The following is a 14,164-nucleotide window of genomic DNA, read 5'->3' as shown; positions in this document are numbered from 1 at the left end:
CTGCCGCGCCCTGACCGTCGATGAGCTCGTCGCCGACCCGGCCGTGCAGACGGTCATCAACCTCACGATCCCCGCAGCGCACGCCGAAGTCGCGCTCGCGGCTCTCGCGCGCGGCAAGAACGTGTACGGCGAGAAGCCGCTCGCGGCGACGTTCGTCGAGGCGGTCGGGATGATGGATGCCGCGGGCACCGCGTGGATCGGGGCGGCTCCCGATACGGTGCTCGGCACGGGGATCCAGACCGCGCGCGACGCGGTCGACTCGGGCGCCATCGGGCGTCCCACCGCTGCCTCGGCGACGTGGGTCTCGGCGGGGCACGAGTCGTGGCACCCGCACCCCGACTTCTACTACCGCGACGGCGGCGGCCCCCTGATGGATATGGGCCCCTACTACCTCACCTCGCTCGTGCACCTGCTGGGGCCGGTGACGCAGGTGTCGGGGTCGTCGTCGCGCACCCGCGATACTCGGCGCATCGGGTCGGGGCCGCGCCTCGGCGAGATCATTCCGGTCGAGGTCGACACGCATGTGGCCGGTGTTCTCGAGCATCTCGGCGGTGCCGTGTCGACTGTCACGTTCAGCTTCGACGCGGCGGCGACCACCGCGGCACCGCTCGAGGTCCACGGCGAGGCGGGAAGCCTGACGGCCCCGGACCCGAACCTGTTCGAGGGCGAGGCGCGCGTGCGCGGTCTCGGCCAGAAGTCCTGGACCGTGCTTCCGCCGAGCGCAGGATATGAGGGCGCGGGGCGCGGGATCGGCGTCATCGACTTCCTGCGCGGCGGCGATCGCGCGAGCGGAGCGGTGGCCCTACACGTCCTCGAAATCATGACGGCCCTCCTCGACTCCGCCCGCGAGGGCCGCCGGGTCACCCTGCGGACGACCGCCCCGCGTCCCCCGCTCGTACCCCTCACGTCCCCCGACGAATGGAGCACGACATGACCGCCTCAGCACGCGCCGTCATCGACCTCGACGTGACCGGTCACCGGATCAACCGACACATCTACGGCCACTTCGCCGAGCACCTGGGCCGGTGCATCTACGACGGATTCTGGGTGGGCGAGGATTCGCCGATTCCGAACGAGCGCGGCATCCGTCTCGACATCGTGGACGCGCTGCGGGCGCTCGACATCCCGAACCTGCGGTGGCCCGGCGGATGCTTCGCCGACACGTACCACTGGAAGGACGGCATCGGACCCCGCGAGTCGCGTCCGGCGATCGCGAACACCCACTGGGGCGACGTGGTCGAGAACAACCACTTCGGCACGCACGAGTTCATGGACCTGTGTGATCTGCTGGGCACCGACGCGTACGTGAACGGCAACCTCGGCAGCGGCACGGTGCAAGAAATGGCCGACTGGGTCGAATACCTGACGCGCGACGACGACAGCCCGATGGCTCGGCTTCGGCGCGAGAACGGTCGCGACGAACCGTGGAAGGTGCCGTTCTGGGGCCTGGGAAACGAGGCCTGGGGATGCGGCGGCAACATGTCCGCCGGACACTACGCGGCCGAGGCCCGGCGCTACGCCACGTTCTGCCGCGACCACGGCGGCAACACGCTGACACGCATCGCCGCGGGCGCGAACGAGGGCGACCTCGAGTGGACCCGCACGCTTATGAAGTCGGTGACCGAGTGTGCGGGTTGCACGATGGGCGCCGAGCCCGTGTACCAGGCGATCTCCTTCCACTTCTATACGCATTCCGGTACCGGCATAAACACGGAGGATGCCGCTGGCTTCACAACCGAGCAGTACTACGCGACGCTCGCCTACGCCTCCGAGATCGAACGGCTCATCCGCGGCCACGTCGCGGTCATGGACTCCTACGATCCCGACGGCCGCATCGGGCTCGTCTGCGACGAGTGGGGCACGTGGTGGAACGTCGAAGAGGGAACAAACCCCGGCTTCTTGTTCCAGCAGAACACCGTGCGAGATGCTCTCGTTGCGGGCATCCATTTCGACGCCTTCCACCGCCACGCCCGCCGGATCTCGATGGCCAACATCGCGCAGACCGTCAACGTGCTGCAGGCGATGGTGCTGACGGACGGCGACCGGCTCGTGCTGACCCCGACGTACCACGTGTTCGAGATGAACAAGGGGCATCAAGATGCGTCTCAGCTGAGCGCTCATCTGCTGGAGGCCCCCGCGGCGCCGGTCGCGGGCGCGGAGCTGCCGCTGCTGTCGATGTCGGCGTCGACGAAGGACGCGGGGGCGCTCATCTCGCTCACGCATCTTGCGGTCGACGAGACGCTCGACGTGTCGATCGATCTGCGGGGACGCGGGGCGCATGTACGACGGGCGCGGGTCTTGACGGGTGACGCGCCGGACGCTTTCAACGCACCGGGCGAGGACGCGCGCGTCGCGCCCACGCCGCTCGAGACGACTCTTGAGGGCGGTGTGCTGCGGCTCCAGATGCCGCCGCACTCGTTCGCGACGATCGAGCTCGACCTGAGCTGACCGGGCCCTCAGCCCGCGAGCGCCCGGTGCACGGAGGCGACGGCGCTCGAGCCTTCGCCGACGGCCGCCGCGACCCGCTTCATCGACCCGCGGCGGACGTCCCCCGCGGCGAACACGCGGGGAAGGGATGTCTCGAAGGGCAGGGGTTCGCGACCGAGCGCGCGCCACTGCATGCCGAGCGCCGCGATGTCGACGCCCGTCCGCAAGAAGCCATCGACATCGCGGTCGAGCGATGACAACCACGACGTGGCGGGATCGGCACCGATGAAGCAGAAGAGGCCGCGCGCGCTGACATCTCCCACGCTGTCAATGCTGACTCGATCGAGCGACGACTCACCGCCGAGCGCGACGATGCGCGACCCGGTATGGACCTCGACCCGAGGATCTTCGAGCAGACGATCGACGAGGTACGAAGACATCCGACTCCCGAGGTCGGAGCCTCGGACGACCAGGCGCACGGGGCACCCGTTCGCCGCCAGATACAGCGACGCCTGCCCGGCCGAGTTCGCCCCGCCCACGACGACTACGGGGGATTCGAGCACCTGGCGGAGTTCGAGTTGGGTTGCGGCGTAGTAGATGCCCGCCCCCTCGAACTCAGACCACCGATCGAGCGGTAGCCGGCGATACGCCGCGCCGGACGTGACGATCGCGCTCCGGGCACGGATGACGCGGCCATCGGTCAGGGTGATGTCGAGCAGGTCGTCGCCCACGGGGGTCAGGTCGACCGCCTCGCACGGTGCATAAACGCGCACCCCGAACTTGAGCGCCTGCAGCGATGCCTGACCGATCAGGTCTGCACCGCTCACCCCGAACGGGAAGCCGAGAAAGTTCTCGATGCGCGAGGTCGTGGCGGCTTGCCCGCCCGGTGCGACGGCGTCGAGCAGGACGGTCGAGAGCCCCTCGGATGCGCCGTAGATAGCGGCGGCGAGCCCCGCGGGCCCGGCACCGACGACGACCAGGTCGACGACCGCGTCCGCCACGGCCTGGTAGCTCAGCCCGAGGCGGTCAGCGACCAGCCCCGGGGTCGCGCGCACCAGGGGTTCGCCCTGTATGAAGGCGACCGGCAGGTCTTCGGTGGTGAAATCGTGGTGCGCGAGGTACTCGCGGTCCTCGGGGGTGATCTCGTACGCCGAATGGACGAGGTCGAGTCGCTCCGCGAAGCGGCGGAGCGACATGAGTTCCGGTGACGAGGCTGTGCCGACCAGCTTCAACGTCAGCGCTGCCGGTCCGCGGCGCAGGTGCTCGCGGCGGGCCCACAGCGTGTGCAGGACGATGTCGCACAGCTCGTCATCCTCCGCCATCAGGCGGCGCAGCTCGGCGCGGGTGACGCGGTACACGGTGCCCGCCTGTGTGACGCGTGCGGAGAGAAAGGCGCCCTGGCCATTCAACAGACCGAGCTCGCCCACGAAGCTGCGTGGGCCCATGGGGGCGATGACTGCCTCTTCGACCCAGCCGAGTGCGTCGCGCACGACCTCCACCTCGCCCGAGTCGACCAGGATCAGGTCGTACTCGGCATCCCCTGACCGGAAGACGAAGTCGCCGACCGAGGTCTGCTGCGCGGTACCGTACGTCAGCATCCGTTGCCACTGGGCGGTCGTCAGTGTCGGCATCTGGATTTCTGAACCCATGCCCACAGGGTAGCCACCGGCCGGCGGGTGGATGCAGATACTGCGAATCTCGTCTTTTCGTCGAAAGCCTGCATCCGAAACGGGCACTCGCACCGAATAACCCTCTGAGTCCTACCTGTAGGCCAGACCGAGAGGGATGATCATGGCAAAGAAGCCGGATCAAACGACGATCGTCGAGTACGACCATGTCGGGGAGGCCGACGTCCTCGAGCTGAGAACCCAACCTCTTCCGCCGCCCGCCCCGGGCGAGGTCACCGTCCAGGTGATCTGCGCCGGCATCAGCCACATCGACGGGTTTATCCGAGCGGGCCGAGAGACGGATTGGGACGAGCAGTGGCCGCGACGTTCCGGGAGCGAGTTCGCGGGAATCGTCGTGGCGGTCGGTGAAGGGGCCGGGGGTTTTCGCGTCGGCTCAGACGTCATCGGGCATGTGCGGGCCGGGGCCCACGCCACATTCGTCAACGTGCCGGTTGTTGCTTTGGTCATGAAGCCGAAGTCGCTCACCTGGGAGGCGGCGGGTGGGATGTTCCTCTCAGGAGCGACGGCGCTCGAGGTGCTCGACGAACTCAAGATCGGTGCCTCCGATGTCGTCGTGATCTCTGCCGCGGCGGGTGGGGTCGGCAGCATCCAAGCCCAGGTGGCCAAGCATCGCGGGGCGACGGTGATCGGGACCTGCGGTGACCGCAACTTCGATTACCTGCGCCAGCTCGGCATCAAGCCTGTCCGCTACGGGGACGGGATCGCGGATCGAATCCGCAGAGCCGCCGCGGGTGCGTCCGTGACCGCCCTGATAGACAACTTCGGCCAGGACGGTCATGCCCTCGTTGACGAGCTGGGGGTCCCGGCCGGCCGCTACCGCTCGAGCGCCGATCGCCGCGAAGTCGAGCTACGACTTCTGCGCGGTGACCCCGAATCCGTCGCACACGCCACCGACGTGTTGGCTCGACTGGTCGACCTGGCGCAGGCGCGCACCTTCACTCTGCTCGTCTCGGGCATTTATCCCCTTCGCCGGATTTCGGAGGCGTACGCCGACCTGCAGAAGCTGCACTCGCGCGGCAAGGTGCTGCTCGGCACCAACATGGTGTCCTCGTTCCGCACCCTGAAGGCGCGCGATGTGCACGAAGCGGTGGGCTGAGCGGAGCCAACGCCGCAGTCGCGTCGGAGGAGACATCCGAAACTCACGGCCCGCTCCCAGCTTGACGGGACCAAAACCACTCACTCATCCGTTCCCTTCAGTGACGCTGCAGCCAGCCGCGTCCCCCGAGGAGGAAAAATGACACACGACTATCGCGCGACTGCCGATGCACTCAGCCGCCTCACCCCGGCGCAGTACCGGGTCACGCAGGACGACGGCACCGAGCCGGCCTTCCGCAATGAGTACTGGGACCACCACGAGGAGGGCATCTACGTCGATGTCATCTCGGGCCAGCCGCTCTTCTCATCGATCGACAAGTACGACAGCCGAAGCGGCTGGCCGAGCTTCACCCGGCCAATCGACCCCGCGGCCGTGACCGAGAAGATCGACCGGACGCTCTGGATGAAGCGCACGGAGGTGCGATCCGCCGGAGCCGACAGTCATCTGGGTCACGTCTTCGACGACGGCCCCCGCGACGCGGGCGGACTGCGCTACTGCATGAACTCGGCCGCGCTGCGATTCATCCCCGTCGCGCAGCTCGAGGCCGAGGGATACGGTGAGTTCCGCGCCCTCTTCGGCAACACCGACACCGACAACACGACGACAACTCAGGAGAACGCATCATGACGGACGACGGAAGCATCACCCGCACCCCCGGAACCGAGACGGCAGTCCTCGCCGGTGGCTGTTTCTGGGGCATGGAGGACCTGATCCGCCGCCAGCCCGGCGTTCTCGACACACGCGTCGGCTACACGGGTGGGCAGAACGAGCACGCGACCTACCGCAACCACCCGGGTCACGCCGAGGCGGTCGAGATCGTGTTCGATCCGACGAAGACGACGTACCGCGACATCCTCGCGTTCTTCTTCCAGATCCACGACCCGTCGACCCTGGACCGTCAGGGCAACGACATCGGATCGAGCTACCGCTCGACGATCTTCCCGCTCACCCCCGAGCAGGAACGCGTCGCGCGCGACACGATCGCCGACGTTGACGCCTCGGGTCTCTGGCCGGGCAAGGCCGTCACGACGATCGAGCCCGCCGGTCCGTTCTGGGAGGCCGAGCCCGAGCACCAGGACTATCTGCTGCGCATCCCGAACGGCTACACGTGCCACTTCCCCCGCCGGGGATGGGTGCTGCCCCAGCGCGAGGCATCCGCCAGCGTCTGACGCCCCTCGCACCTACGCCGCCTGAACGCGTAAACGAAGAAGCCCGCCGCATGCTCTGCGGCGGGCTTCTTCGTTATGTGGGGGATCAGGTCAGGTTCGAGAGCAGCGCATTGCCGCCCGCGATGAGAAGTGCCCACAGGGGAAGGCTGAGTACGGCTCCGACGACGAGTCCGCGGAGCGCCGAGGTGCCCTCAGCCCGCTCGACGGCGTACTCGCGAACCCACGCCTCCGTGGGGTGCGCGACGCGCGCGGGGTCGCTCGTGGCGATAGACGACATGGAACGCCGTCACTTTCTCCCCGTTAACTCCCCAGAGCCGGTAGGTACATGAGAACTATATGAGAGGCCTGTCATAAATGACAAGGCTCCCGTCGCGAACCGACCCGCAGGCCGGTCCGCGACGACCCTAGCGCCGCCGGGCGATTCGCGCGCCCCGTGCGATGAAGAAGAACGCCGCACCGGCGGCCAGCAGCGCGCCCCCGAGCACGATCGGAAGGGTCAGGTCGGAGCCCGATTCCGCGAGTTGTTCGCCCGCCGCCACCGCCGCCGCCACCGTGGGCGCCGCGATCACGACGGTGTACGTCGCGGAGGCGTCAGCTGATGTCCCGTTCGAGGCGGTGACTGTGAAGGTGTACGTGCCCGGGGTGGTCGGCGTTCCCGAGATGACGCCGCTCGTTGCGTCGAGGCCGAGGCCCGTCGGCAGCGTGCCGCCCGTGATCGAGTACGTCGGGGTCGGCGTTCCGGATGCGGTGACGGTGTAGGAGTACTCCGTGCCCGCGGTGCCCGCCGTGGGGCCGGCGGAGGTGATCGTCGGGCGCACGTTGTCGCAGCCGGACGGGCGTGTGATCGTGTCGTTGTCGAGAGTGACCGCGGCATTCAGGGCGAGCAGACGCCCCTCGATCGTCGCACCCGACGTCACGGTGATCGACTGGTCTGCCATGACGGTGCCGACGAAGAGCTCGCTGCCATCGATCGTCGCGGAGGTGGGCACCTGCCAGAACACGTTGCACGAATTCGCGCCGCCGGTCACGATGACTTCGGCGTCGCTCCCGACGATCAGGCTCGACGAGGCTTGGAAGACCCAATACGCGTCTTCGTTGCCCGCGAGTGTGAGGGTACCGGTGAGCGAGAGGTCCCCCTCGTAAACCCCCGGTACGAGGGATAGTCCGGTCAGATCACCCAGACCGGTCACGATCGGGGTCAGACCGTCCGCGACGCCATACGCGGTGCCGAGGTCGCTCTTCGCCTGGTCGACCAGGGACGGGGGAGCATAGACCGAGCCCCCCGTCTGGTCCAGGTTCTCCTGGCCCGTGACGGATGTGCCCGGGCTCACGCCGACGTCACCGAAGACGGTGGTCGTGCCGGTCGCCGCGAATGTGACTTCCGATCCACCCAGCACCGCGAACGTTTCCGCCGTACCCAGATCGATGGGCCCATCGGCCGCGTGTGCCGCAGTGGGGAGGATCGCGACGCCGATGACGGCGACGGATGCGAGGAGGACTGCGCCTCGGTGACTGAATTTCTGGACCATGGTCGAGGTCCCTTCCTTAATCAGGAGGGAAACGTCGAGGACCCCGGTCACACGTCTACCTATGCCCAGCTTCACACGGGTTCGAGGCCTCCGGGGGAATCGCGAAAAACCGATGCGCGATCGACACCTGCCGGACATCTGTCCGACATGCTGTACCCTTCCGCCAATCCCCGCCGAGACCCGCTCCGAAGAAGCGGCATGGAGCTGATCCGAGACGAGAGCGCACTCGGCCTCGAGCGTGTCGTCGTGGAAACGTCGCTCGGACCCGTGGTGGTCCGGTCGGGACGCCGCGCGAGCGATACCGCGACGATCCTCGTGCACGGCGCCGCTGGATCGTGGACGACGTGGACGCCCCTGATCGCCTACGCCGACGGACGCGGCATGCCGTTGGTCGATCTGGTCATTCCGGACCTTCCCGGCTGGGGTGAGTCCGCGGCCCCCGACTGGCGCGAGGCGAGCATCGGCGCATACGCCGGGGCCATAGCCGAGATCGCCCTCGCTCTCGGCTATCGACGCTGGCGTCTCGTCGGTCATTCGCTCGGCGGATTCCTGGCGCTGGATCTGGCCTCGCGCACCCCGGACGCGACGACATCCGTTGTGCTCGTCTCGCCGACGGGTCCCGCGGTCGTCGAAGCGGTGCGGAGGCAGGTGTGGGGCGGCATCCGTCTGCCATGGTTCGCGGGAATGCTGCTCGCGATGCGCATTCTCGACGCTTTCGGGAGCATCGGTGTCGTGCGGGGTCTGCGTCGCATCGGGATGCTTTGTCTGCTCTCAAGCCCGCTGTTCGCCGATCGGGGTGTGATCGACGCGAGCGTGATCGATGCTTTCGCCGATGAGCTACGGCCGACCTCGTTCGTGCATGCCGCCCGGGCCGTGGCGGGTTATGACCTGCGGCGCTTCGAGCAGATCGGGTGCCCGGTGCGTTCGGTGCGCGGTCAGCGGGATGCTTTCTCGTCCGAATCCGACAGTGCGTGGTTCGCTCGGACGATTCCGGCCTTCCGCGAACAACGGGTGCCGGATGCCGGACACTTCGCCGCAATCGAATCGCCCGGTGTCGTGCTGCAGGCGATCCTGGCTAGCGCGCTTGCCGCATGAGTATCCGCCGCCAATCGCCAGGAACGCGCGACGCAGGCCCCGGCGCGGTCTGATCCACCGGATGCGCCTGCGGGGGAGCGAGGTGGGGCCCATCGATCCCGCTCTCGATCTCGTAGTCCCAGAACCAGTCCTCGCCGGGTTCGAACGACCGGATGACGCGATGCCCGGTTTCGTGCCAGTGCGCCGTCGCGTGGCGGTTAAGCGAATCGTCGCAGCAGCCGATGTGGCCGCACGCCGCGCATCGGCGCAGGTGAACCCACCAACTGCCCGTGTCGTCGCACTCGACGCATCCGGTTCCGCTCGGGGCAACCTCGGGGTTGATGAAGCTCGACGGATCGCTCATGTCCGACTCCCGTTCTGGTTCGTGCACCTCTTCGGTGCCATTCGAACTTAGGGGTACGGATGCTCCCGCAACAGCGTCGCCAGATGTACCGCGTTCCGGGCCAGCATGGTCGTGGCGCTCGACACCGCCTCGGGCGTCTCGTCGAGATCTCGGTAGTCGACCGTCTGCATCGCCTCGCCGACCCAGTATGTGCCGCCCTGTGCCGGCAGGGTGAAACCGACGTCCGAGAGACCCTGGTATAGGTCCGCGGTCGCCTTGTGCGCGCCGTCCTCGTTGCCGACGATTCCGGTCACGGCGACCTTGCCGAAGAGGATCGGGCGACCCGCGTCGTCCGTCTCGGACAGCTCGGCGTCGAGACGTTCGAGGACGCCCTGGGCCACGCTCGACATGTGACCCATCCAGATGGGCGAGCAGATGACGAGGATGTCGGATGCCAGGATCTGTTCCCGGATGCCCGGCCAACCGTCGCCCTCACCCATGTCCTTCTCGACGCCGGGCGCGACGTTCTCATCGATGACACGCACCTGGGCGGTCTGCGCGCCGAGGTCGGCGAGGGCCCGCAGGATCTGGGTCGTGAGCAGCTCGGTGCTCGAAGGCTCGGGGGACTTCGTGAGCGTGCAGTTGAGCGCGAGCGCGCGAATTTCGGCCATGGGCCACCTCCTCATCGGGATGTGTCCAACCTAGGAGCGGACCTCGGGCGCGGTCACGGGGGTTGACACGCCGCTCCGGTGGTGCGAGCCCCGTTCAGTCGATGCGCGAGTGTTCGCCGAGGCGGTGCCACGTGCGGTTGTGGTAAACCAGCGCGTCGCCTGCCTCGCCCGCGGCGGGATCCCGCGACAGGCTCGACTGCAGGGCGTGCACCGCGAAGATCGTGGAGCCGCCGGCATCCATCCGATTCACGACGGCGCCCCGGATCCACGCCCGCACGCCGTGGTAGACCGGTTCGCCCGTGACCAGGCGCGACCACGAATCGGTGTCGGCGAAACGATCAACACCACTGGTCGCACCCAGGCGGGCGAGGGGCAGGTCCTGGGCATCGAGCAGGTGGACAACGACGGTGTCGGCTGCGGCAAGGGCGCGAGCACTCGAGGACTGAGCGGAAACCGAGAAGACGAGGAGGGGCGGGTCGGCGCTCACGGACGAGACGGATGTCGCGGTCAGCGCGACGGGTCCGCTGCCATCGTCGGCGGTGATCACGGCGACGCCCCCCGGGTGCCCGCGGAACGCGGCCTTGAAGTCGTCGGCCGACAGCGAGGGGAAGGCCACCGCGCCCTCGGTGGGTGCGACACGGTCGGCGGTCGGCTCGGATTCGGTCGTCATCCCCACACGCTATCCCCCGTTTCGGGCAGCGGCTCCGTGTTCGCGACGCTCGGCGTAATGCGCCCTTCCATATTCGGGATTCTGTGACACGAGCGAAACAAACCGGGTGCATACTGATGTCGCAGCGTAAGCCGTTGCGGGCCCGCCGGGCCAAAAAATCCCGGTGGTGTGAAGGCGTCGTCAGCCCTCGTTCCCGGCTGGGCATGCGTGTGCGGGGCGACACGACACCTTCGATTTCCTGTCAATCGGTACAGATGTGAGAAGTGAAATGTCGCTCAAAGTCACGATCGTCGTCGGCAATCCCAAGCCGGCATCCCGCACGCGCAAGGTCGCGGAGCTGCTCGTCGAGAAGCTCCTCGCCCCCCGCGCGTACTCGCTCGAGGTGATCGATCTCGCCGATCACACGGCCGAGATCTTCGCCTGGCCCTCGGAAGAGATGGCGGCGCTCAACGCCTCCGTCGCCGAGAGCGACCTGGTGGTCTTCGCGTCTCCGACGTACAAGGCCACCTACACGGGTCTGCTCAAGGCGTTCCTCGACCGGTACCCGGCGAACGGCCTCGCGGGCGTCACGGCGATCCCGGTGCATACCGGCGCGGACTTCAGCCACGCGATGGGTCCGACCTACAACCTCGCGCCCCTGCTCGTCGAGCTGGGTGCGATGGTCCCGGGTCGCGGCTTCTACCTTTCGTTGACCCAGATGGATCAGCTCGAGGATGTCGTGGGCACGGCTGCGGCAGAGTATGCGACGAACCTCGCGCGCCTGGCGCTCGTGGCCGGCGCGACGGCAACACCTCTCACCTGAACCCGATTGCGTCGTCACTGATAGGAGGAACACCATGCACGAGTCAGCACTCGAGTCAGCACTCACCCCGGCACCCATCTCGGCGCCTACCGCGATCGACGCACGTCTGTTCCGTGACACGCTCGGGCATTACGCATCGGGCATCACGGTCATCAGCGGGCTGGAGGCGGACGAACCCGTCGGCTTCACCTGCCAGTCGTTCTACAGCGTGTCGATGGATCCACCCCTCGTCTCGTTCAGCGTCATGCTGACCTCGACGACCTACCCGCGCATCAAGCAGAGCGGCCGCTTCGCCGTCAACGTGCTCGCGCACGACCAGCTCCATGTCTCGAACCAGTTCGCCCGCAAGGGGACGGACAAGTGGGCCGGGATCGACTGGACACCCGCTGCGTCGGGCAATCCCGTCATCCACGACACCCTGATGTGGGTGGATTGCGAGCTCTGGGACGAGTATGTCGCCGGAGACCATCTGATCGTGATCGGCAAGGTTGTCGAGATGAGCGCGCCGGAGTGGCACACGCGCGAGCCGCTGCTCTACTTCAAGGGTTCGTACCGCCACCTGCGCGAGGCCGACCAGCTCGCCAGCTGAACGCCTTCTCTGTCGGAACGGCGGCGCGGGCTCGGGCCGCCGTTCCGACAGAATGAGCGCATGACCACGGCCGAGACGACCAGGGTGCCCTACGAACACCGGTGGCCGGCGATCGTGGGCGTGCTCGCCGTCCTCGTGCTGTGGCTGCTGCTGCCGAGCTTCTTCCTGGAGCCGTTGCGCTGGGTGGCCGTCGGCGTCTGCGCGCTGCTCGTCATCCCGCTCATCGTCCTGAACCCTCACCACCTCGTGCGGCAGACGACCTGGTCCCGCTGGTTCTCGCTGATCCTCGGGGTTCTGCTCCTGCTCGTGACGCAGGCGCTGCTCGTGCAGCTGGTCTACGAACTGCTCACGGCCCCGGATGCCGAGGGCATCAGCATCCTGCTCGCTGCCCTGCAACTGTGGGTGACCAATGCCATCGCGTTCGGACTGCTGTATTGGGAGCTGGACCTCGGCGGCCCGGTGGCCCGTGCCCGGGGATCGCGCGACGTCACGAAGGCCGACTTCGTTTTTCCGCAGGACTCGACCCCGGGCTTCGGGGCGTGGCGACCCCGCTACTTCGACTACCTCTACATCTCGCTGACGGCCGGCATGGCCTTCTCGCCGGCGGATGCGCTCCCGATCACACGCCGCGCGAAGGCGTTCATGGCGGTCGAGGCTCTCGCCGGATTCATCATGTCGGTGCTCGTGATCGCACGCGCCGTATCGGCGATCACCTGAGGGTTCGCATCACCTGAAGCATCTCGCACGAGCGCGGATCGACGCTCACACGAACCTGCCAGGAAGACGCGCCCATCCCCGTCGTTGTGGGGATGTCTGAGGGCCGCTCCGTTCCTGTGAACGCGCCGTTCGCCGACCCGACCCATCCGATTGTCGATATGCGTCGGATGACCCCTCGTGCGGCGCAAGTCGCACGTCACGAAAGCGATGTGAAGGAGAAAACTCATGCGCAAGAACACGACTCGAATCGGAATGATGGGCGCCGCGGGACTGGGAGCTGCGGCCCTCGCCGTCGCCGGCTTCGCGATCCCCGCGAACGCCGCGGAATCCACCACGGAAGACACGTCGACGCGGACCAGTGTCACGGGAATGTTCGACATCGTCGACGACCTTCTCGCCGGTGTCTCGGCCGGTGACCTGGTGGTCTCGCCCGACACGAACGCCGGCAACGTCGGCGTAGACGGCGGCATCATCAACGCTCCTTCGGTGGAGGGACCGGTCGTCAGCGACTCGCTGAACGGCGACGTGCTGTCGGGCAACGACACCCCCATTGGTTCCGGCAACAAGGTGCAGGCTCCCGTTGACGCTCCGATCGGGTCCGGCAACGACATCGATGTTCCTGTCGAGGCGCCCGTTGAGGCGCCCGTGGGATCGGGCAACGACACCGACACCTCGGTCGGCGACATCGGCGGAGTGGGCATGCTCGGCGACATCCTGGGCTGATCCGGCTCGTACTCGATGGACCCGCACCGCACAACGCGGTGCGGGTCCTTCTTCGCTGAGAACAGGAGATCCGCCGGAAACAGGACGATATGTGCAGGATCGTCCTGTTCCCGCGGGATCTCCTGTCTTCGGCCGACGATCAGGCGGTCGGGGCGTACGCGGCGCGCGAGCGCGCGAGCGGGATGAGCTGCTCGCGCAGGTAGCCCGCGTACCCGCCGGCCGTTCGTCCCACGAGCCGGCCACTCGTCTGCACCCATGCTTCGTCAGAGGCGACGAGCTGGGCTCCGCGTATTTTCGCCTCGGCGACCAGCAGGACGTCCTCGTGCTCGAGAACGGGCTCGAAACCGCCGGCCGCGACGAGCGTGCTCGCCCGCGTCCCGAGGTTCGCCCCGTGCACGTGACCGTTGGCGGTGCCCGGTTGGTGCGTCGACCACCACGCCGTCGTCTGCTCGGCGGACAGGTCCCGGAAGTCGGGCCGGACCGTGCCCACCACGACATCCGCGCCCGCCGCGGCCAGCTCCCACTGGTGCGTCAGCCAGTTCGCGGGAACCACCGAGTCGGCGTCCGTGTGCGCGATCCATAGACGACGCAGGGGCGTGTGCTCGTGCGTCGCGAGCGCTGCGGCGACACCCGCAGCCCGAGCCGCGCCGACGCCGCGCGTGGCGG

Annotated in this window: 17 protein-coding genes; 10 read left to right on the top strand and 7 right to left on the bottom strand. The window is 67.7% G+C overall.

Annotated elements, in window-relative coordinates; translation table 11 throughout:
* Positions 1-934, top strand: a 934-nt coding sequence (locus tag MIC448_RS11465) for a Gfo/Idh/MocA family protein (RefSeq protein WP_036299738.1), incomplete at its 5' end; no start/stop codon positions are given.
* A complete protein-coding gene (locus MIC448_RS11460; protein WP_036299748.1) occupies positions 931-2,448 on the top strand; it encodes an alpha-N-arabinofuranosidase in 1,518 nt (505 codons plus the stop codon). The genes MIC448_RS11465 and MIC448_RS11460, both read left to right, overlap by 4 nt.
* Before the next feature lie 8 nt (positions 2,449-2,456).
* Here the strand turns inward: MIC448_RS11460 and MIC448_RS11455 are convergent, their stop codons facing one another.
* Complete coding sequence (locus MIC448_RS11455; RefSeq protein ID WP_036299735.1) at positions 2,457-4,076, bottom strand: FAD-dependent oxidoreductase; 1,620 nt, start codon at positions 4,074-4,076, stop codon at positions 2,457-2,459.
* A gap of 142 nt (positions 4,077-4,218) precedes the next feature.
* On the opposite strand from MIC448_RS11455, the gene MIC448_RS11450 reads away from it, so the two are divergent.
* The 3 genes from MIC448_RS11450 to msrA all read left to right on the top strand — a co-directional run bounded on the left by MIC448_RS11450 (position 4,219) and on the right by msrA (position 6,380).
* Positions 4,219-5,211 carry an NADP-dependent oxidoreductase gene (locus tag MIC448_RS11450; protein ID WP_036299745.1) on the top strand — a complete coding sequence of 331 codons (993 nt, stop codon included), beginning with the start codon at positions 4,219-4,221 and terminating at the stop codon, positions 5,209-5,211.
* 138 nt (positions 5,212-5,349) lie between these two features.
* Complete coding sequence (msrB, locus tag MIC448_RS11445) at positions 5,350-5,838, top strand: peptide-methionine (R)-S-oxide reductase MsrB (RefSeq protein ID WP_036299733.1); 489 nt, start codon at positions 5,350-5,352, stop codon at positions 5,836-5,838.
* Positions 5,835-6,380: a peptide-methionine (S)-S-oxide reductase MsrA gene (msrA, locus tag MIC448_RS11440; RefSeq protein WP_199484445.1), complete on the top strand. Its 546-nt coding sequence runs from the start codon at positions 5,835-5,837 to the stop codon at positions 6,378-6,380. Before msrB ends, msrA begins: the two co-directional genes overlap by 4 nt.
* Positions 6,381-6,465: 85 nt before the next feature.
* On the opposite strand, the gene MIC448_RS11435 is transcribed toward msrA, so the two are convergent.
* Positions 6,466-6,657 carry a hypothetical protein gene (locus tag MIC448_RS11435; RefSeq protein ID WP_036299729.1) on the bottom strand — a complete coding sequence of 64 codons (192 nt, stop codon included), beginning with the start codon at positions 6,655-6,657 and terminating at the stop codon, positions 6,466-6,468.
* 127 nt (positions 6,658-6,784) lie between these two features.
* Entirely contained in the window at positions 6,785-7,909 is a 1,125-nt protein-coding gene (locus MIC448_RS11430; RefSeq protein ID WP_051513673.1) for an ice-binding family protein, read from the bottom strand.
* A gap of 198 nt (positions 7,910-8,107) precedes the next feature.
* On the opposite strand from MIC448_RS11430, the gene MIC448_RS11425 reads away from it, so the two are divergent.
* Positions 8,108-9,004 carry an alpha/beta fold hydrolase gene (locus tag MIC448_RS11425; protein WP_036299726.1) on the top strand — a complete coding sequence of 299 codons (897 nt, stop codon included), beginning with the start codon at positions 8,108-8,110 and terminating at the stop codon, positions 9,002-9,004.
* On the opposite strand, the gene MIC448_RS11420 is transcribed toward MIC448_RS11425, so the two are convergent.
* From MIC448_RS11420 to MIC448_RS11410, 3 genes are all read right to left on the bottom strand, one after another.
* Positions 8,985-9,347: a UBP-type zinc finger domain-containing protein gene (locus tag MIC448_RS11420; RefSeq protein WP_036299723.1), complete on the bottom strand. Its 363-nt coding sequence runs from the start codon at positions 9,345-9,347 to the stop codon at positions 8,985-8,987. The genes MIC448_RS11425 and MIC448_RS11420 overlap by 20 nt on opposite strands.
* Positions 9,348-9,394: 47 nt before the next feature.
* Positions 9,395-9,997, bottom strand: coding sequence for a flavodoxin family protein (locus MIC448_RS11415; RefSeq protein ID WP_036299720.1), 603 nt, complete (start codon positions 9,995-9,997; stop codon positions 9,395-9,397).
* Between the two features lie 94 nt (positions 9,998-10,091).
* Positions 10,092-10,667, bottom strand: a complete 576-nt coding sequence (locus MIC448_RS11410; RefSeq protein WP_036299717.1) for a flavin reductase family protein — start codon at positions 10,665-10,667, stop codon at positions 10,092-10,094.
* 268 nt (positions 10,668-10,935) lie between these two features.
* Here MIC448_RS11410 and MIC448_RS11405 point away from each other — a divergent pair, with 268 nt between their 5' ends.
* The 4 genes from MIC448_RS11405 to MIC448_RS11390 all read left to right on the top strand — a co-directional run bounded on the left by MIC448_RS11405 (position 10,936) and on the right by MIC448_RS11390 (position 13,498).
* Positions 10,936-11,469, top strand: a complete 534-nt coding sequence (locus tag MIC448_RS11405) for an NADPH-dependent FMN reductase (protein WP_036299713.1) — start codon at positions 10,936-10,938, stop codon at positions 11,467-11,469.
* 34 nt (positions 11,470-11,503) lie between these two features.
* A complete protein-coding gene (locus MIC448_RS11400; RefSeq protein WP_199484444.1) occupies positions 11,504-12,058 on the top strand; it encodes a flavin reductase family protein in 555 nt (184 codons plus the stop codon).
* Positions 12,059-12,118: 60 nt separating this feature from the next.
* On the top strand, positions 12,119-12,775 hold the full coding sequence (locus MIC448_RS11395) for a DUF1345 domain-containing protein (protein ID WP_036299710.1): 657 nt from the start codon (positions 12,119-12,121) through the stop codon (positions 12,773-12,775).
* Positions 12,776-13,000: 225 nt separating this feature from the next.
* Positions 13,001-13,498 carry a hypothetical protein gene (locus tag MIC448_RS11390; protein WP_036299707.1) on the top strand — a complete coding sequence of 166 codons (498 nt, stop codon included), beginning with the start codon at positions 13,001-13,003 and terminating at the stop codon, positions 13,496-13,498.
* Between the two features lie 139 nt (positions 13,499-13,637).
* Here MIC448_RS11390 and MIC448_RS11385 read toward each other — a convergent pair.
* Positions 13,638-14,164, bottom strand: a 527-nt coding sequence (locus MIC448_RS11385) for a glycosyltransferase (protein WP_036299705.1), incomplete at its 5' end; no start/stop codon positions are given.

The organism is Microbacterium sp. C448 (genome assembly GCF_000582705.2).
In the GTDB taxonomy this organism is placed as follows: Bacteria; Actinomycetota; Actinomycetes; order Actinomycetales; family Microbacteriaceae; genus Microbacterium; species Microbacterium lacus_A.
The sequence above is the reverse complement of the archived record's forward strand: the minus strand, read 5'-3'. Positions and strand labels throughout refer to the sequence as shown.